The organism is Nonomuraea sp. bgisy101 (assembly GCF_057708945.1).
The window spans coordinates 328,538-345,016 of record NZ_JBYITD010000003.1; the positions used below are offsets into that span (position 1 = coordinate 328,538).

Sequence of the window (16,479 nt, forward strand, 5' to 3'; positions counted from 1 at the left end):
CGCTGTGCTGGCCTACTCCTACATGGATGTCTATATCCCCCGCGACACTTCACGCGAAGCCGCACGTCAACTGCTGACCGAACACGCCGAATACGGACAGTGGGAGCTCGCCAGAGTGCGGCTGCACCCCGATGGCAGCCGACACGTACGGCTCCGCCGCAAGGTTATCCGGGTCCGCAGCACGTTGTGACATGGCTTTGCCCGTCCCAGGGCCGCGCCCCCCAGAACGGGCAAAGCGTCTTTGCCTTTGCCCGTTCGCGTCTTGACGAGAGCGGACAAAGCGTCACGGGTCCCACCACCAGGGGCAACGGGCCGTGCCCGCCCCCCGGCTGGGAGCGGGCAGAGGTTCCTGTGCCGCGTGCTCACCCACCGGATGCGGGTGACAGGTTTGCTACTTCTTGCCGAAACGGATGCGGCGGGTGGTCGCGAACAGCGTGGCCGAGGCGGCGAACATGGCGCCCATGACCAGCGCGAGCAGCGAGTTGGAGTTCATCCCCGTGACACCGGACGGCTGAGCGGCGCTCATCAGGCCGAGGTCGCCGACGGGCAGAGCGCCCGTGGCGGACCCGACCGCCCCGCCGACGGGGGTGGAGGCCACCAGCGAGGTGGCAGGGCCGAGGGCGGAGGCGGGGCTGCCACCGGCGGGCGTGCCCTGGCCCTGGTGCTGGGCGGGCGTGGCGGGCTGGCCGGGCAGACCGGGCAGGCCCGGCAGCTCGGGCAGGCCGAGCGTGCCGGCCAGGTCGCCCACCAGCGGAAGGGCCGGCAGGCCCGAGCCGCCCATCTGGTGGGTGACATTGCCCACGTCCTTCAGGCCGGCCATCGCGGGCACGACGGGAAGGGCGGGGAGCAGACCGCTGGTCTTGGCGCCGGCGAACCTGCCGCCGGTGCGCGTCCAGTGGTCGAAGCCGCTGGGGTGCTCGTCGACCGGCTTACCGACCCTGGCGCCGCCGAGGCATCCGGCCGCGGCGTCGCCCAGGACGGCCACCGCGTTGCCGCAGACGTTGATGGGGGCGGTGATCGGCGCGATCACCTGGTTGCCCGCGAGGACGCCGGACCTGCCGGAGGTGGTGTTCCCGCCACCGCCCACGCCGTTCTTCGGAGAGACGGAGGCGCCGCCCCTGCAGTGGGCCTCGGCCAGGCCGAGCGCGGCCACCGCGTTGCCGCAGGCGTTGATCGGCGCGGTGATGGGGGCCACGACCTGGTTGCCGGACAGCACGCCCGACCGGCCCGAGGTGGTGTTGCCGCCCGCGCCCCTGCCGCCGTTCTTCACCGACACGCCGCCCTTGCAGCCGGCGAAGGCCTGGCCGAGGACGGCGACCGCGTTGCCGCAGACGTTGACCGGCGCCGTGATCGGGGCCACGACCTGGTTGCCGGACAGCACGCCCGACCGGCCCGAGGTGGTGTTGCCGCCCGCGCCGCTGCCGGCCGCGGTGTTCTCGACCGAGCTGCCGCCCTTGCAGCCGGCCGGAGCGTTGCCGACCGCGTTGCCGCAGGCGGTGATGGGCAGGCTGATCGGGGCGATCACCTGGTTGCCGCTGCCCGCGCTGAAGCGCCCGTCGGTGTCGTTGCCCGAGGAGCCAGGACGGCCGGGGACGCGGTGGTAGCCGTGGCCCGGCTTGCCGGGGCCGTTGGTGACGCTGGAGCCGCCCTTGCAGCCCGCGAACGCCTCGCCGAAGACGGCGATCGCGTTGCCGCAGATGTTGATCGGGCCGCTGATCGGCGCGATCACCTGGTTGCCGCCGAGCACGGAACTCCTGCCCGACGTGGTGTTGCCACCGGCGCCGACGCCGGAGTTGCGCACCGACGCGCCGCCCTTGCAGCCCGCGGTGGCGTCGCCGAAGATGGCCAGCGCGTTGCCGCAGGCGTTGATCGGGGCGCTGATCGGCGCGGTGATCTGGTTGCCGCCCAGGATGCTGCTGTCGCCGGAGGTCCTGTTGCCGCCCGCGCCGCCCTTGCCGGCGTTCTTCACCGACGCGCCGCCCTTGCAGCCGGCCTCGGAGCTGCCGAACAGCGACAGCGCGTTGCCACAGGCGTTGACCGGCGCGCTGATCGGCGCGTTGACCTGGTTGCCGCCCAGGATGCTGCTGTTACCCGACGTCCTGTTGGGAATGCTGGTGTTGCCGACGTTCTCGACGCTCGCGCCGCCCTCGGAGTTCGCGTTCGACTCGCCCGCCACACCGACCGAGTTGCCGCTGATGTCGACAGGAAGCGAGATCGGCAGGTTGACCTGGTTGCCGCCACCGATGGAGGAGTCTCCGGAGGTGTCGGCGACGGCGGTACCGCCGCCGAAGGACATGACCGCCACCGCGAGCAGAGCCGCGGGGGTCGAAGCCTTGGCCCACGTACGCATGATGAATGCTCCTTGTGGTTCTTGGGGGGATGTGCCTGACAGTTCGCGGGCAGCCGAGGCCGAGCGAGGTCGACGGGACGACCACGCACAGCGGGAACCTCGGAGAATTTCGCGAACCACATCTGACGGGTGAAATCACACGCTCAGCGGAGGGGACTCGGCCCACGCTCCTGCTCTTGAGCGGATTCAGTCAGGTGAGAAAGAAGGGTCGTCCGCCGCTGTGCGGAAGACCGGGGGCAGCACGCACGCCAGGGGGGCGCGCTGAGCCGTCTCGCGCGGGTCGAAGAAGGACCGCGCGATGTCCCCCATGCCCGGCCCGAACGGGCCGTTGCCACCGCTGTTGGGGGCCAAGCCGTTGGCGCCCATGCTCTTGCCCGCGGTGGAAGGTGTTGGGAAGCCGGGCTTCGACTGGCTGGTCAGCCCGTCGACTTCAGCTCCGGCCATCGCCTCGGTGTTGTCCATCACCAAGGTGGCGCCGCCCGCCGTGGGGAAACCGGCGGTGGCCTGAGAGGTGTCGGCTCCTGTCGCCGCGGTGGTCTCCGCGGCCGCCGGAGCTGCTGAGAGCAGCCCGAAGAGCATGGCGAGCAGCCAACCGGCGACCAGCAGGCCGCCTACCGTCAGCGCTCGTGCGATGACCGAGCGGGCGCCGGCCGCGAACCGCGCCATCCGGGCGGCCCGATCGGTGGTCGCGCGCTCTTCGGAAACAGTCACGGGCACGCGCCGAGCAGGGAGGGCGTGCGCCCCCCGCTGCTGCACCGGCGTGCGTGCCACGTGACCTCCCGAGCTCCAGAACCGACCTCACGTGTGAGGCCAGTCCGTGGACTCACCCCTCAACGGTCCGTAACCGTAGCAGCACCCAAGGTGGTCGCAAGAGCTTTTCAGCAGAGTCCAAGGAATCGGTCAAGCACCCTGACCCCAAACCGGAGCGAATCGACCGGCACCCGCTCGTCCACCCCATGGAACATTCCCGAGAAGTCCAGGTCGGCCGGCAGCTTCAGCGGCGCGAAGCCGTACCCGGTGATGCCCAGCCGGCTGAAGGCCTTCAGGTCCGTGCCCCCTGAGAGCGTGTACGGCACGGCCTTCGCGGCCGGGTCCTCCGCGAGGAGCGCTTCGGCCATGGCGGACACCAGCGGCCCCTCGAACGGGAACTCCAGCGCCACCTGGTGCTGCACGAACTCCCTCGTCACGTTCGGCCCGAGCAGCTCGTCGACGGTGGCGAAGAACTCCTCCTCGAACCCGGGCAGGAACCGCCCGTCCACCACGGCCTCCGCGCTCTGCGGGATCACGTTGGCCTTGTAGCCGCCCTGGAACATCGTCGGGTTGGCGGTGTTGCGGAGCACCGCGCCGATCATGCGCGCGAGCGGGCCCAACTTGTCGACGTCGTCGGGGCCGAGCTCCAGCTCCTCCAGCAGGCGCTTCACGGTCGGCGTCAGCCGTACCGGCCAGTCATGACGGCCGATGCGGGCGACGGCCTCCGCGAGCTCGGTGACGGCGTTTTCGGCGTTGAGCATCGAGCCGTGGCCCGCGCGGCCCTCGGCCTTCAGCCGCATCCACGCCATGCCCTTCTCCGCGGCCTCGATCAGGTACAGCCGCCGGTCGTCGCCGAGCGACACGCTGAACCCGCCGACCTCGCCGATCGCCTCCGTGACACCCTCGAACAGGCCAGGGTGGTTGTTCACCAGCCAGTTGGCCCCGTAGGCTCCGCCCGCCTCCTCGTCCGCGGTGAACATCAGCACCACGTCGCGCGGTGGCCTGCGCCCCTCCCGCACGCGCTGCCTGGCCACGGCCAGGATCATCGCGTCCATGTCCTTCATGTCGACGGCGCCCCTGCCCCAGACGCAGCCGTCCGCGATCTCACCCGACAGCGGATGGTGCCGCCAGTCACCCGCGTCGAACGGCACGACGTCCAGGTGCCCGTGCAGCATCAGCGCGCCCCTGCCCGGATCCTCACCCTCGATGCGGGCGATCACGTTGGCCCTGCGGTCGTCGCTCTCGAGGATCCGCGCCTCCAGACCCACCTCGGCGAGCTTCCCCGCCACGTACTCCGCGGCCTGCCTCTCGCCAGGGCCCGCGTTGTCTCCGGCGTTCCTCGAATCGATGCGGATCAGGTCGCGGCAGAGGTCGACGACCTCGTCTTCACCCGTGAGCGCGGTCATGCGGACTCCTTCGATCAGGTCTCGAGGAAACACGGTATGACGCACCCCGCAGAGTTTGCTAACCTTACTGAGCCGACGCGGGATGACGGTCCCGCGTGCAGGCACCAAGTCCGGGTGGCGGAATAGGCAGACGCGCTAGCTTGAGGTGCTAGTGCCCTTTGCGGGGCATGGGGGTTCAAGTCCCCCCTCGGACACTCTTGGTTCCCCAATGAGGTGCGAGCTCCACGTGAGCTCGCACCTTCTTGCTTTCCGAGTCGAAGGCGGCGCGCAGGCCCATGACCTGGTAGAGGTCGGCCTTGCGTTCGGCTGGGGCGTCGGTGAGGGCTTTCACCATGTCTCCTAGGTTCTCGATGGTTCTCTTGAGCTGGTCTCTGGTGATCGTGGGCTGCCTTCTGCCTGGCGGAGGACTTCATTGCGAGTACGACCCCGCCACCTTCCCAGCGCGGCGTCCACGGACAACCCGTCCCAACCTCCATCGGTCTTCCATATGATCGAGACGCCGAAGATCTCCTTGATAGCCCTGACGGCCCACAGGTCTTGTGGCTCCTTGGGGAGAACCAGGAAGAGGTCATCAATCTGCTGGCCATCGGACCACTCGGCTTCCAGCAGCTGACAGGCCAGCTCACGAAGCGTCCCCGCCACAGACGGAGACCCGGAGTTGACCTTCACCAGCACCTCGACGACCTTCCGCGCCCCGAACGCCCACGCCGGCAGCAAGAACCCCGACACCGTCACCGTCCCCGACGCGGTGATCGTCTTCAGGTCGATCTGGGTGCCGTCCGCCGTCAACAGCACGTCAAACGAGGTCGCGCTCGACAGAGTGACCACCACATCCACCGAGACGGTCGACCCCCAGCGCGGGAACGACGCCCAGGCGATCCGGGTGAGCGTGGTGGAACTGGTGGAGGTGAGCGTGGTCGCCATCGTGAGGGCGCGCACCTGCGCCTCCAACTCCAGCGCCTTCGTCCGCGCTTTCAGGTCGCGGAACCAGGCGGGCAGGTGCGCAACAGGGGAGCGGCCGGACCGGAGGACGGGCCACACCTCGGCCGGGACGCGCGAGCATCTGCCGGGAGCCGAGGTCGAACGACAGCGCGTAGCGAGGACAAGGACCCCCGGTCGCTGGGCACAGCCGCATGATGTGGTCGCGCGAGCCGGGCTCCGACCAGAAGTCCTCTACTCTGCGTGAGCTGCCTTTCCTGCGCTAGGTCAGCTTGCCCGGCGGAGTGGCTGGAATTGGACGTTGAGCCGAACCTCGAGCGCCTCGGCGAGGCGTTCCAGCATGGGGATGGTGGGCATAGTGCCTCCTGCCTCGAAGCGGGCAACCGCAGGCTGCTTCAGGCCGGCCCGCTCAGCCAGCTCTGCCTGTGTGAGCCCCAGTTCCTCGCGGCGCTGCCGTACCGCCTCCCCCAACTCGAATCGAAGACGAGCGGCCTCATAAGCGGCACCGGCGCCTGGACGGCTCATGATCTCGGCACGCTTGTCGGCCCACGCCTTGCGCTCCCCCATGGCCCTCACTCCTCATCTGCCGTGTGCGCCTCGGCGCTACACCGCTCCATGGCCCGCATCGCCCGCTCGATCTCACCGGCCTCGCGCATCCGCTGCTTCTTGAACACTGTGAGCAGGATGATCCTCCTACCCGAAGCGATCCAGTACGTGATGCGCACAGCCTCGCGAGAGAGATGGAAGCGGAGTTCCCGGAGCTTGCCATGCAACTGCCTGGTGTACGGCTCGCCGAGCAGCACGCCCCGCTCCGCCAGGAGGTCGACATAGAAGACGGCCGTCTCCTGATCGTCCTGGCTGAGCGAGTCGAACCACTTGTCGACCTCGGGCTCCAGTTCCAGCTCTCCCCAAGTCATAACATGGACGTTATACGGCAGGCAAGTGCGCCGTCCTGTGAATGGCGCATCAGCCCAGTTCACCCACCAGGCCCGCCTTCTTCACCAAGCGCCCCCAGCGTGCAGAACGCTCGAATGCTTCAGCGATCGCTTCACCACCGGGGAGTTCGCCACCCGGTAGGAGGTTGTCCTGGGCCCAGCGCCACGCATGCTGCTGAAGCGTGCGATCCGGCGCGCGACGGCGCAGCTGAACGGTTAGGGTTTCGGGCTCCGCATCATCACCGGAATTGTGCGGATTCGCGAAGCGACGGATCTGACTTATGAGCATCTCGTAGGCGCCGATCAGCGCGAAGGAGGGCCATGCCGCGATGACCCGACCGATCAGAGACGGTTCGGCGACAGCGACGTTGGCGCCCAAACTCGCCAAGCTCGCGATGATGAGCAGCGACCACGGCAGCACTCCACCGCGCGAGCCGTACCGACTGGCCAGAAGCAGGGAAATCGGGGCCGCGACGATCGTGCCGTCTACTGCGAGCGGGATGAGGGCGGCTGCCAGCGGATCCTCGCCGTGCAGCAGGGCGAGCTCGTGCATGTGCCGGAAGGAGACGACGGCGGCGATCAACGCGACGAGGAGGACGCTGGCGGTCGTCGTAAGCCGGATCCAGCAGTCGGGACGCATCTCACACCCCAACCGTTCCAACCAGGAACTCGGTACTCAGCGTCCATGGGGATTTGGTTGGTGTCGCCCCTCGGACACCCAGGAGACCCCGAGTTTGTGTAAATCACAGACTCGGGGCTTTTGTGTTTTCGCCACCATAACGAGGCTTGATCGGCCCTTGCCGCCCGTGATCGCGGCGAACCTCGCGACGGTTTCACGTCCACCGTACGGCGCGCGGCACCCGCCGGCGATCATCACGGTCTCAGCCTGACTCCTCCGGGGTTGGCCCGGTAAGGCCGGCGCCAGTGCCGCGGCCACGCCGCGCGCGAGCGCTCTGTTCACAACCTTGTGCATGGTCCAGAACGTATCCGGCACCGTCGAATGTCTCCCATGTCTGGCGGTCAAGGCTCCGTACCCCCGGGCTGGCATCGTCGCGGCGCCCCCGGCTACACTGCCGGATGATCTTGCTAGTCGATCATGGCTTTCGCGAAGGGAAGATCTTGACTTTTCGTCGTATCAGCATCATGACCGCCCCCCTGCTGGTCGCAGCGGCCATCGCACTGCCGGTCACGGCCGCCCATGCATCCGGGACGTCGCAGGCGGCGACGGCCCAGGTCGCCGCCGACTCCTGCAGCAGGGCATCTGCCGACGCGAGGGCCTGGCTGAAGCGGCTCAACAAGCCGACCACCGGTTCATGGTCGGTCCTCCGCAACAGGATCTACGATGTGGCGGGAGGCATGTGGAGCGGCTCCACCAAGCAAGCGGGCCTGAAGATCGCGACGCGGCTGACCAACCTGTGCCGCTGACCACGTCTCCCGCCCGGGATGGTCGCTGACCAGGTGACGACGGCGACGAGGGCGGACCACCCCGTCGCCTCTCGCCGGTGGCCCACGCCGCCCGGGCGGGGACAGTGCCCATCTTCGCGGCCGGTCGGGGATACGGTCTCGACACGATGAGGCGACGGGAGCCGGCTCGGCCCCTTCTGACCACTATCCAAAGATCGGCGAAGGGCTCACTACGCCCCTCGGACACAAGATCTACCCCGAGGTCATCGGCTCGGGGTATCTGCATTTCTGCCTCCAGAACGAGCCGCGACACTGCGCTGATACTTGCGGGTTCGGACTATCGGGGTCGCGAACCCAGCTGCCGGGCATGACGTGAGGATTCGTCAGGACGGGCGCACGATCAGGAAGACCACCACCGAAGGGCGGATCCCGGCCGTGCGGATGGGCGTGTCCCGCCGCGTTCCGGTCGCCTGGCTGCGCGACCAGGCCCTGGTCAGCGCTCCAGCAACCGGACAGAGGTCACGATCAGTGCAGCCTGACGGAGGAGGCGCCCCTCGCCGCAAGGGGAGCCCGAAAGCCCAGCAGCCTTCAAAGCCGCCCTGGGACACGACGCAGGCCCAGCGGAACTCGGGGGCCGGGTTTCGACGCCGCCATGGTCCCCCGGAGGGCGGAGCCCGTCAGGGAACCAACGGTGCGAGGAGCGCGTGGGCGAACTCCCTTGCGGCTTCGCCGTCGTCGCGGAGGTCGGGTGTGGACATGTGATCCAGGAGGGCGTGCTGGAAGCAGGCGCCGAGCAGCAGTCCGGCGGCGGCCTGCACGTCAGCGTCCGGCCGTAGCCGGCCGGTTGCCTGTTCGGCGCGCAGGTAGACGGCGAGTGCTTCGTTGGCCTTGTGCGGGCCGGCGTCCTGGCGTCGTAGCTCCTCCTTGTGTGTGGCCAGGGTGGCGGGGTCGGCGAACATCGAGGCGAACATCGGAAAGCCGTCGCGGTAGAAGGCGATCGCGGTCTGGGCGATGGCGGTGAGGTTGTCCGCCAGGTCGCCCGTGCCCGGTCCTATCTGAAGCGCCTGCGCCAGCCGGGTCATGCCGGGCGAGCGCTCCCGCACCACCGCCACGATCAGGTCGGCCTTGTTGGTGAAGTGCTTGTACAGGGCCGCCTCGGTGAACCCGGCGGCCTGCGCGATCTGGCGGGTTGTCATGTTGGCCAGTCCCCGCTCGGCCATCACCTTGGCCGCCGCGTCGAGGATCACGTCCCTGGTGCCCATCTGAGTCCCTTCTTGGTCGGATCACGCTTGACGTGGTTAGTAAACACTCGCTAACCTCTCGCCTCGAAAGCGGCTAACGAGCGTTTACTAACCACTGGGAGTGTAGATGAAACTCACCGTCTTCGGCGCCACCGGCGGCACCGGACAGCACCTCGTCAGCCAGGCTCTGGACGCGGGCCACCACGTCACCGCGGTCGTTCGCGAACCGGCCCGGCTCCACCAGGCACCGCACCCTCGGCTGGAGCCGGTCGTCGCCGATGTGATGGACCCCGACGCGATCCGCGCCAGCCTCACCGGCCGAGACGCCGTCGTCTCCGCCCTGGGACCTCGTGCGAAGGCGGAGGCGACGGTATGCGCCGACGGCGCCCGCTCGATCATCACCGCGATGCGCGCCGCCGGAACCCGCCGCCTGATCGTCGTCACCGCCAGCGGGCACATCGTCGACGGCGGTGACGGGCCACTCAACCGCTTCCTGGTCAAGCCGCTACTGCGGCGACTCCTCCGCACCGGGTTCACCGACTTCGCCCACACCGACCAAGCCGTCCGCACCAGCGGCCTGGACTGGACGATCATGCGGCCTCCACGCCTGACCGACGGCGCGCACCGCCCCTACCGCACCGCCCTGGATGAGAACGTACGCGGCGGCATCACCATCGCCCGCGCCGATCTGGCCCACGCCATCCTCGCCGCGCTGGCCGACCCGGCCACCATCTGCCACAGCCTCGCCCTGGGATACTGACCATGAAGAAAAAGATCATCATCGGCCTGTGCCTGTTACTCGCCGTCGCGCTCGCCGGCACCGGCATGGTCGGCTACCTCACCTTCCTCCGCCCGGCTGAGCAGGCCCCGGCCGAAGTCTGCGCCCACGGACACAGGCCGGACGCCCGCCCCCGCGTGGTCGCCGCCGGCGCCAGCATGACCCAGGGCACACTCGGCACGGACTGGGTCGGCTCGCTGCGCGCCCAGCCCGAACACCAGGAATACGCGTTCATCAACGCGGGAATCAACGGCAACACCAGCGCCGACCTGCGCCGGCGGGTCGAGGCCGACATCGTGGCCTGCCACCCGGCCGCGGTCGCGATCCTGATCGGCACCAACGACGTCCGCAACGGCGTCCCGCTGGATCAGTATCGAGACAATCTCGGCGCGATCATCGACCATCTCAAGTCCCGCACCACGGCCAGGATCGCGCTGATGTCCCTGCCGCCCCTCGGCGAGGACCTGGACACAGCGATCAACCGAAGGCTCGCCGGATACAACGCCGCGATCAAGGAAATCGCGCACCGGACGCAGGTCGACTACCTGCCTGTGCACGAGCGCCTGGCCGACCGCCTACGGCCGCAAGGCGGGCGGCAGCCGTACGCCTTCAGCTTCCCGCTCGCCTTCGCCGTCGCCGCCCAGCACTACCTGCTACGGCGCAGCTGGGACGAGATCGCCCGCGCCGGCGGACGCGAGTTCCTCATCGACCACGTCCACCTCAGCGAGCGCGGCGCAGCAGTCATCACCGGCCTCACCTCTCACTGGCTGTCACCAGCAGCCAACACCCGCTGAAACTCCACCGGAGATCACCATGACCGTCGCCATCACCCTGATCCTGTTCCTCATCGGCGGCCTGGGTGCCCTGATGTACCTGGCCTTCCGCCGCCCGCCCGCCAACCCGCCCAAGAAGTTCCGCACCCGTGGGCCCAGGCCCGGCACCCACACCGTCACGGTCGCCTTCGGTGACAGCCTCACCCACGCCAGCCTCAGCGCGGACTGGGTGGGTGCGCTGCGCGAGCGGCTCGGCCCTGGCGGGCACGAGTTCGTCAACGCGGGGATCAACGGCCACACCACCGCCGACCTGCTGGACCGCATGGAGGAGGTCGTGGCCTGCCGGCCGGACGCCGTCACCATCCTCATCGGCACCAACGACGCCCGCAACGGCATCCCCGTGACCCGCTTCCGAACCAACCTGGAACAGATCGTCAACCAGTTGCAGGCCCGTACCACCGCCCACATCGCCCTGCTGTCGGCGCCCCCGCTCGGCGAGGACCTCGACGGCCCGGCCAACCGGGAACTCGCCCCCTACAACGCCGCCATCGAGCAGGCCGCCACCCGTGCGGACATCACCTACCTGCCGACATATGAGCGCATCTCCGAGCACATCCGCTCGAACAGCACCGCGCCCCGCTTCGCCTTCAGCTTCGGCCTGGCGCTGCGCGTCGCCCTGCAGCACTATCTCCTGCGCCGCTCCTTGGACGACATCGCCACAGGCAATGGCCTGACCATGCTCACCGACCACATCCACCTCAACGATCGAGCCGGCACCCTGATCGCCGACCTCGTCACCGAGTGGCTGTCCCGCACCCTGCACGTTGATCGCCGCCATCGGCGGGCCGCTGCGGTGTGAGATGGATGAGGGCGCGTTCCGCCGGGAGTGGAGAGTTTCGCGCCCGCCTGGCAGAGGTCCCGGCGGCGATCCGGTCTGCCGCGGTGTCGTGTCAGCGGCCGCGTCAGGACGGCGACGGCCCGGTATCAGCGCGGTCGGCGATGGTGGACGCCATGAACGGTTCAGCCATTGCGGCCTCGGGGCTGCGGAAGGCGTACAAAGACAAGGCCGTGCTCGACGGCATCGACCTGAACGTCCGGGCCGGCACGATCTTCGCCCTGCTCGGGCCCAACGGCGCCGGGAAGACCACGACGGTGAACGTGTTGACCACGCTGCTGACCCCCGACGCCGGGAAGGTGGTCGTCGCCGGGCACGACGTGGCCACGGCTGCCAAGGCGGTGCGCGCGGCGATCGGGGTCACCGGGCAGTTCGCCTCGGTGGACAACCTGCTCACCGGCAAGGAGAACCTGCTGATGATGGCGGATCTCCTGCACCTGCCCAAGGCGGAGGGCAAACGAATCGCCGACAGGCTGCTCGACCGGTTCGATCTGGTCGAAGCGGCGGGCAAGCAGGCGGCGTCCTACTCCGGCGGCATGCGCCGCAAGCTGGACCTCGCCATGACGCTGGTCGGCGAGCCGCAGATCATTTTCCTGGACGAGCCCACGACGGGACTCGATCCGCGCAGCCGCCGCACCATGTGGGAGATCATCCGGGGCCTGGTCGCCGACGGTAGGACCATCTTCCTCACCACCCAGTATCTCGAGGAGGCCGACCAACTCGCCGACCGCATCGCCGTACTCGATCAGGGCCGGCTGGTCGCCGAGGGCACCGCCGACGAGCTCAAGCGCCGGGTTCCCGGCAGCCATGTCCGGCTACGGTTCACCAACCAGCACGAGCTCGACGTCGCGGCGCGGGCCCTGCCCGGGTCCACCAGGGACGACGAAGAGCTGGCCTTGCGTGTGCCCGGCGATGGCGGGGTGCGGTCATTGCGCGCGCTGCTCGATCGGCTCGATGCGCAATCCATCGAAGTCGAGGAACTGTCGGTGCACACACCGGACCTGGATGACGTCTTCCTCGCCCTCACCGGTCACGGAAACACGGAGGTCAACGCACGATGAACGCCATCTCAGCTTCCCTCGCGGATTCCGCGACCATGATGCGGCGCAACTTCCGGCACACGATGCGGAATCCGCTGACACTGCTCAACGCCATCATCATGCCGATCTTCCTGTTGTTCCTCATGGTCTACGTGCTCGGCGGCGGATTCAGCGTCGGCAGCGACTACGTCGACTACGCGACGCCAGGGTTGATCATCATGACCGTCGGCTACGGGATCGGCCCCACTGCGACCGGGGTGAACTCCGACATGACGACCGGATTCATCAACCGGCTTCGCGTCATGGACGTGTCACGGGCCGCGGTGTTGAACGCGCACGTGGTCGCGACCATGCTGCGGACCCTGGTGGCCATCACGCTCGTCGTCGGGGTCGCGTTCCTGATGGGATTCAGCCCGTCGGCGAGCTTCCCGGAGTGGCTCGGCGCGATCGGCATCGTCGTGCTGACGGTACTGGCGATCAGCTGGCTGACCATCGCGGCCGGTCTCGCGGCGAAGTCGCCGGAAAGCGCGGGCATCCTCGGCGTCCCGCTGATGCTGCTTCCCTTCTTGAGCAGCGCATTCGTGCCGGCCGACAAGATGGGGCCGGGCGTGCGGGAATTCGCGGAGTACCAGCCGTTCACCCCCATCATCGAAACCCTGCGCGGGTTCCTGACCGGCACGCCGTCGACGGGCACGGCCATCACAGCGATCGCCTGGTGCGTGGGACTCACGCTGATCGGCTACCTGTGGGCGCGCAAGTCGTTCACGAAGCGAGCGTGATCTCGGCCAGCTCCCGCCAATCCCGCTGCTGCCCGACACGGGTCGCCTCGGCGAACACAGTTTCGCCGAGGCGATTCCGCGCGTCCGCGGCGATCCTGGAAGCGTCCGGCTGCGAGCGATCGGGCGTACCGCGCACGGCGTCGCTCGCCGCGAGCAATCGCACGGCCTGCTCGTACTGCCCCTGGCGCAGCGCGAGATCCGCGATCCCGATCAACGCCCCGGCGATCAGCGGCGGGTACGTCGTCTCCACGGCCGCGCGGAACGCCTCGCTCCGATACGCGCGGGCCTTCTCGAGATCCTCCGTGAGGTAGCCGTTCACGTCCTGGGCCATGGCACGGAAGTACCCCCATGCTTCCCCGTCGTCCGTCAATGCCAGCATCGTGGTCAGGTGCTGGTGTGCCTTGTCCGGCTCGCCGCGCAAGCGCGCCAGCTGCGCCTCCGCGATCGCCAGCTCGGCGATCGTGTCCGGCCAGGTGATCCCGTCCGCGCACCGCCGCGCTTCCGCCATGGCGGACGTGCTGGATCGCTCATCGCCGAGCAGCCAGTACAGCTGAGCCTGCCGCGCCCGTATGCCGACCACGTCCTCGGTCGAGCCCATCTCGGTCAGTGCCGCGACCGCCTCTTCGTAGTGCTCACACGCGCGTGCGAACTCGCCGCGCATGGCGAGCCGATCGCCCAGGAAGGTCAGCGCCAACGAGATCCCCAACCGTTCACCCAGCATGCGGAACTCGGCGAGGGCGACTTCCATGTCGTTGTCCACGTCGGTCTCGTCGCCGCCGAGTGTGAGCCGGAATCGGCCACGAGTGAGCCTGGCCTGCGCGCGCACCCACGGATCGTCGTCGGCGATGAGCGGCTCGAACGCGGGGAGGAACCCCGTCGGCTCCTGCAGCATCCGCTCCCAGAGGGCGACGAACCCGAGCAGCGGGTTGCGGTAGTCGCTGCGCTGGGTGAACCGGTGCGCCTGCAGGATCCACTCCCGCGCCTGGTACTGATCGCGCCCGGGCCCGGAGGTCACGAACATCGTCACGATGGCGCACGCCATCGCCCGCACCTCGTCGGTCACCTCACCGGGCAGCGAGGCCGCCGCGATGCTCAACTCGGTGCCCTCGGTCCTGTGCCCGCTGAGGAAGTAGTACCAGCCCACGGCCCCGGCCAGCCGCATCGCCTCCTGCGCCCATCCCTCGGTGATCGCCCCGCGCAGTGCCGCGCTGATGTTGTCGTGCTCGGCCTCGAGCGTGGCCAGCCATTCCAGCTGCTCGGCCCGACGCAGGTACGGCTCGGCCGTCTCGGCCAGCTCGGTGAAGTAGGCGAGGTGCGCCCGGCGCGCCGACTCGGTCTCCCCTGCCTCGGCGAGCCGGTGCGCGGCGTATTCCCTGATGGTGTTGAGCATCCGGTAGCGCGTGCCCTCGCCGTCGGCAAGCAGCAGCGACTTCTCGATCAACGCGGTCAGCAGGTCGAGTACCTGCTCCCCGGCGAACGCCTCATCTCCGCACACCCGTTCGGCCGCTTCCAGGCTCGCCCCGCCGGAGAACACCGAAAGCCGCCGCAGCACGCCACGTTCGGCCTCGCTCAACAGATCCCAGCTCCAGTCCACGACCGCGCGCAGCGTCTTGTGCCGGGAAAGCGCCGTACGGCTGCCGCCGGTCAACAGCCGGAATCGGTCATCGAGCCGGCGGGCCAGCTGATCGATGGACATGGTGCGCAGCCGTGCCGCGGCCAGTTCGATCGCCAGCGGCATCCCGTCGAGCGCCCGGCAGATCCGCGCCATGGCCGACAAGGTGTGCGCGTCGGAGCCGATGTCCTTACGCACCAGATCCGCACGGTCCCGCAGCAGCCGCACCGCGGGCGAGGACCCGACCTCTGCGGGGTCCGCGCCCTTCGCGGGCAGCGCGAGTGGCTCGACCTGCCACAGCACCTCCCCGGTGATACCGAGCGGTTCCCTGCTCGTGGCCAGAATCCGCAGCCTCCGGCACTCCCCCAGCAGCCGATCCGCGAAAGCCGCGGCCTCCTCGATCATGTGCTCGCAGTTGTCCAGGATGAGCAACATCGCGCGCTCCCGGACCGCGGCGATGAGCCGATCCATCGGGTCCCCTGCCCGCGCATCGCCGAGCAGCGCCTGGTCACGCAGGCCGATCGCGGTAAGGGCGGCCTGCGCCAGCTCACCGCCTGCCTGCACCGAGGCCAACTCGACCAGCCACGCCCCGTCCGGCAGCTCGGCGAGCATCGTCCGCGCGGTCTCCGTGGCCAGTCTTGTCTTGCCGGCGCCACCCGCGCCCGTCAAGGTGACCAGCCGGTGCCCTATGGCCACAACGGCGATCGCGGAGATGTCATCGTCCTTGCCGACGAAACTCGTCAGCTCGGCGCGCAGGTTCGTCCTGCGGTTCTCCGCCCGCTCGCCCAGTTCGCCGCGCAGCAACGCGGTGTGCAGCGCGGAGAGCTCAGCCGATGGATCGGCGCCCAACTCCTCAGCGAGCCGTTCGCGCGTCCGCTGGAACACGGTCAACGCCTCATTCGCACGCCCCGCCTCGGCGAGCGCTCGCATCAAGGCCGCCACGAACCCTTCCCGCAGCGGATACCTGGCAACCAGCTCGGTCAGCTCGGAGAGCAACTCCGAGCCACGGCCGAGGCGAATATCCGCATCCACCCGATCCCCGAGCGCGGCGACATAGAGATCGTCCAGACGCGCTACCGCGGCGTCGAACGCGTCGCTCTCTTGCAGCGCGATGTCGGCCATGGCCGTGCCGCGCCACAATGCCAAGGCCGAGCGCAGCAGATCCGCCCGCGCCGCAGGCTCGGCGGCACGGGCCTGGACGACCAGGTGCTCGAACCTGCACACGTCCACGGCATCAGGAGCCACGGCCAGCCGGTACCCGCCGGAATCCGCCTCGACCACACCGTCCGGCAACACCTTGCGCAGCCTGGACACCAACGCCTGCACGGCATTCACTTCGTCCGCGGGCGGCCGTTCCCCCCAGATCCAGTCCACCAGCCTCGCACGCGTGACGATCCGGCCAGGTTCGAGGGCGAGCACTGCCAGCAGTGCGCGCAGCCGAACCCCAGGGACCTCCACCACGGCCCCGTCACGGTTCCTGACCTCGAACGGTCCCAGCAATCCGACTCTCACATCGGCAATTGTGCCGAATTGTGACGACGACCGGCTACGCCGCCACCTGATCGGCCGAGGTATGA

At 69.0% G+C, this 16,479-nt stretch carries 18 protein-coding genes and 1 tRNA gene; 8 read left to right on the top strand and 11 right to left on the bottom strand.

The features are described from left to right. The first annotated feature begins 4 nt into the window (after nt 1-4). Nucleotides 5-190 carry a DUF5703 family protein gene (locus AC3EO4_RS07780; RefSeq protein ID WP_354909235.1) on the top strand — a complete coding sequence of 62 codons (186 nt, stop codon included), beginning with the start codon at nt 5-7 and terminating at the stop codon, nt 188-190. Between the two features lie 201 nt (nt 191-391). On the opposite strand, the gene AC3EO4_RS07785 is transcribed toward AC3EO4_RS07780, so the two are convergent. The 3 genes from AC3EO4_RS07785 to AC3EO4_RS07795 form a co-directional block, all read right to left on the bottom strand. Next, entirely contained in the window at nt 392-2,350 is a 1,959-nt protein-coding gene (locus tag AC3EO4_RS07785; protein WP_379573013.1) for a chaplin family protein, read from the bottom strand. Between the two features lie 186 nt (nt 2,351-2,536). Continuing rightward, on the bottom strand, nt 2,537-3,061 hold the full coding sequence (locus tag AC3EO4_RS07790) for a hypothetical protein (RefSeq protein ID WP_379573012.1): 525 nt from the start codon (nt 3,059-3,061) through the stop codon (nt 2,537-2,539). Between the two features lie 167 nt (nt 3,062-3,228). Beyond that, on the bottom strand, nt 3,229-4,506 hold the full coding sequence (locus AC3EO4_RS07795; RefSeq protein WP_431894529.1) for a M20/M25/M40 family metallo-hydrolase: 1,278 nt from the start codon (nt 4,504-4,506) through the stop codon (nt 3,229-3,231). Between the two features lie 108 nt (nt 4,507-4,614). On the opposite strand from AC3EO4_RS07795, the gene AC3EO4_RS07800 reads away from it, so the two are divergent. After that, nucleotides 4,615-4,700: transfer RNA gene (locus tag AC3EO4_RS07800), tRNA-Leu, on the top strand. Here the strand turns inward: AC3EO4_RS07800 and AC3EO4_RS07805 are convergent. The 5 genes from AC3EO4_RS07805 to AC3EO4_RS07825 form a co-directional block, all read right to left on the bottom strand. Beyond that, entirely contained in the window at nt 4,682-4,840 is a 159-nt protein-coding gene (locus AC3EO4_RS07805) for a hypothetical protein (protein ID WP_379573010.1), read from the bottom strand. The two genes, AC3EO4_RS07800 and AC3EO4_RS07805, sit on opposite strands and share 19 nt — an antisense overlap. A 5-nt stretch (nt 4,841-4,845) precedes the next feature. Beyond that, nucleotides 4,846-5,457 (bottom strand): hypothetical protein, encoded by a 612-nt coding sequence (locus AC3EO4_RS07810; protein WP_431894531.1) that lies wholly within the window; start codon nt 5,455-5,457, stop codon nt 4,846-4,848. Between the two features lie 255 nt (nt 5,458-5,712). After that, nucleotides 5,713-6,012, bottom strand: a complete 300-nt coding sequence (locus AC3EO4_RS07815) for a helix-turn-helix domain-containing protein (protein WP_379573006.1) — start codon at nt 6,010-6,012, stop codon at nt 5,713-5,715. A gap of 5 nt (nt 6,013-6,017) precedes the next feature. Next, complete coding sequence (locus tag AC3EO4_RS07820) at nt 6,018-6,362, bottom strand: type II toxin-antitoxin system RelE/ParE family toxin (protein ID WP_431894533.1); 345 nt, start codon at nt 6,360-6,362, stop codon at nt 6,018-6,020. Nucleotides 6,363-6,411: 49 nt separating this feature from the next. Then, entirely contained in the window at nt 6,412-7,020 is a 609-nt protein-coding gene (locus AC3EO4_RS07825; protein WP_431894535.1) for a DUF2637 domain-containing protein, read from the bottom strand. A 437-nt stretch (nt 7,021-7,457) separates the two neighbouring features. Here AC3EO4_RS07825 and AC3EO4_RS07830 point away from each other — a divergent pair, with 437 nt between their 5' ends. Beyond that, nucleotides 7,458-7,805, top strand: coding sequence for a hypothetical protein (locus tag AC3EO4_RS07830; protein WP_431894537.1), 348 nt, complete (start codon nt 7,458-7,460; stop codon nt 7,803-7,805). A gap of 656 nt (nt 7,806-8,461) precedes the next feature. On the opposite strand, the gene AC3EO4_RS07835 is transcribed toward AC3EO4_RS07830, so the two are convergent. Continuing rightward, nucleotides 8,462-9,046: a TetR/AcrR family transcriptional regulator gene (locus AC3EO4_RS07835; RefSeq protein ID WP_431894539.1), complete on the bottom strand. Its 585-nt coding sequence runs from the start codon at nt 9,044-9,046 to the stop codon at nt 8,462-8,464. 106 nt (nt 9,047-9,152) lie between these two features. On the opposite strand from AC3EO4_RS07835, the gene AC3EO4_RS07840 reads away from it, so the two are divergent. The 4 genes from AC3EO4_RS07840 (at nt 9,153) to AC3EO4_RS07855 (ending at nt 12,532) form a co-directional block, all read left to right on the top strand. Then, nucleotides 9,153-9,785 carry an NAD(P)-dependent oxidoreductase gene (locus AC3EO4_RS07840; protein ID WP_379573000.1) on the top strand — a complete coding sequence of 211 codons (633 nt, stop codon included), beginning with the start codon at nt 9,153-9,155 and terminating at the stop codon, nt 9,783-9,785. Nucleotides 9,786-9,787: 2 nt separating this feature from the next. Next, entirely contained in the window at nt 9,788-10,597 is an 810-nt protein-coding gene (locus AC3EO4_RS07845) for an SGNH/GDSL hydrolase family protein (RefSeq protein WP_431894540.1), read from the top strand. A gap of 19 nt (nt 10,598-10,616) precedes the next feature. Beyond that, a complete protein-coding gene (locus AC3EO4_RS07850; protein ID WP_431894541.1) occupies nt 10,617-11,435 on the top strand; it encodes an SGNH/GDSL hydrolase family protein in 819 nt (272 codons plus the stop codon). A 140-nt stretch (nt 11,436-11,575) separates the two neighbouring features. Further along, nucleotides 11,576-12,532 carry an ATP-binding cassette domain-containing protein gene (locus AC3EO4_RS07855; protein ID WP_379572997.1) on the top strand — a complete coding sequence of 319 codons (957 nt, stop codon included), beginning with the start codon at nt 11,576-11,578 and terminating at the stop codon, nt 12,530-12,532. On the opposite strand, the gene AC3EO4_RS07860 is transcribed toward AC3EO4_RS07855, so the two are convergent. Next, the gene (locus tag AC3EO4_RS07860; RefSeq protein ID WP_431894703.1) at nt 12,519-12,656 is read right to left on the bottom strand and encodes a hypothetical protein; all 138 of its coding nucleotides are present in this window, start codon (nt 12,654-12,656) and stop codon (nt 12,519-12,521) included. The genes AC3EO4_RS07855 and AC3EO4_RS07860 overlap by 14 nt on opposite strands. Here AC3EO4_RS07860 and AC3EO4_RS07865 point away from each other — a divergent pair. Next, complete coding sequence (locus AC3EO4_RS07865) at nt 12,595-13,290, top strand: ABC transporter permease (protein ID WP_431894698.1); 696 nt, start codon at nt 12,595-12,597, stop codon at nt 13,288-13,290. The genes AC3EO4_RS07860 and AC3EO4_RS07865 overlap by 62 nt on opposite strands. On the opposite strand, the gene AC3EO4_RS07870 is transcribed toward AC3EO4_RS07865, so the two are convergent. Beyond that, nucleotides 13,274-16,414 (bottom strand): AfsR/SARP family transcriptional regulator, encoded by a 3,141-nt coding sequence (locus AC3EO4_RS07870; RefSeq protein WP_431894543.1) that lies wholly within the window; start codon nt 16,412-16,414, stop codon nt 13,274-13,276. The genes AC3EO4_RS07865 and AC3EO4_RS07870 overlap by 17 nt on opposite strands. Nucleotides 16,415-16,479 lie beyond the last annotated feature (65 nt).

Coding starts and splice junctions, on each gene's coding strand:
- AC3EO4_RS07785 (WP_379573013.1), bottom strand. CDS start 2,350: ATGCGTACGTGGGCCAAGGCTTCGACCCCCGCGGCTCTGCTCGCGGTG.
- AC3EO4_RS07795 (WP_431894529.1), bottom strand. CDS start 4,506: ATGACCGCGCTCACGGGTGAAGACGAGGTCGTCGACCTCTGCCGCGAC.
- AC3EO4_RS07805 (WP_379573010.1), bottom strand. CDS start 4,840: ATGGTGAAAGCCCTCACCGACGCCCCAGCCGAACGCAAGGCCGACCTC.
- AC3EO4_RS07815 (WP_379573006.1), bottom strand. CDS start 6,012: ATGGGGGAGCGCAAGGCGTGGGCCGACAAGCGTGCCGAGATCATGAGC.
- AC3EO4_RS07820 (WP_431894533.1), bottom strand. CDS start 6,362: ATGACTTGGGGAGAGCTGGAACTGGAGCCCGAGGTCGACAAGTGGTTC.
- AC3EO4_RS07825 (WP_431894535.1), bottom strand. CDS start 7,020: ATGCGTCCCGACTGCTGGATCCGGCTTACGACGACCGCCAGCGTCCTC.
- AC3EO4_RS07830 (WP_431894537.1), top strand. CDS start 7,458: ATGATCTTGCTAGTCGATCATGGCTTTCGCGAAGGGAAGATCTTGACT.
- AC3EO4_RS07835 (WP_431894539.1), bottom strand. CDS start 9,046: ATGGGCACCAGGGACGTGATCCTCGACGCGGCGGCCAAGGTGATGGCC.
- AC3EO4_RS07840 (WP_379573000.1), top strand. CDS start 9,153: ATGAAACTCACCGTCTTCGGCGCCACCGGCGGCACCGGACAGCACCTC.
- AC3EO4_RS07845 (WP_431894540.1), top strand. CDS start 9,788: ATGAAGAAAAAGATCATCATCGGCCTGTGCCTGTTACTCGCCGTCGCG.
- AC3EO4_RS07850 (WP_431894541.1), top strand. CDS start 10,617: ATGACCGTCGCCATCACCCTGATCCTGTTCCTCATCGGCGGCCTGGGT.
- AC3EO4_RS07855 (WP_379572997.1), top strand. CDS start 11,576: ATGGTGGACGCCATGAACGGTTCAGCCATTGCGGCCTCGGGGCTGCGG.
- AC3EO4_RS07865 (WP_431894698.1), top strand. CDS start 12,595: ATGCGGAATCCGCTGACACTGCTCAACGCCATCATCATGCCGATCTTC.
- AC3EO4_RS07860 (WP_431894703.1), bottom strand. CDS start 12,656: ATGAGGAACAACAGGAAGATCGGCATGATGATGGCGTTGAGCAGTGTC.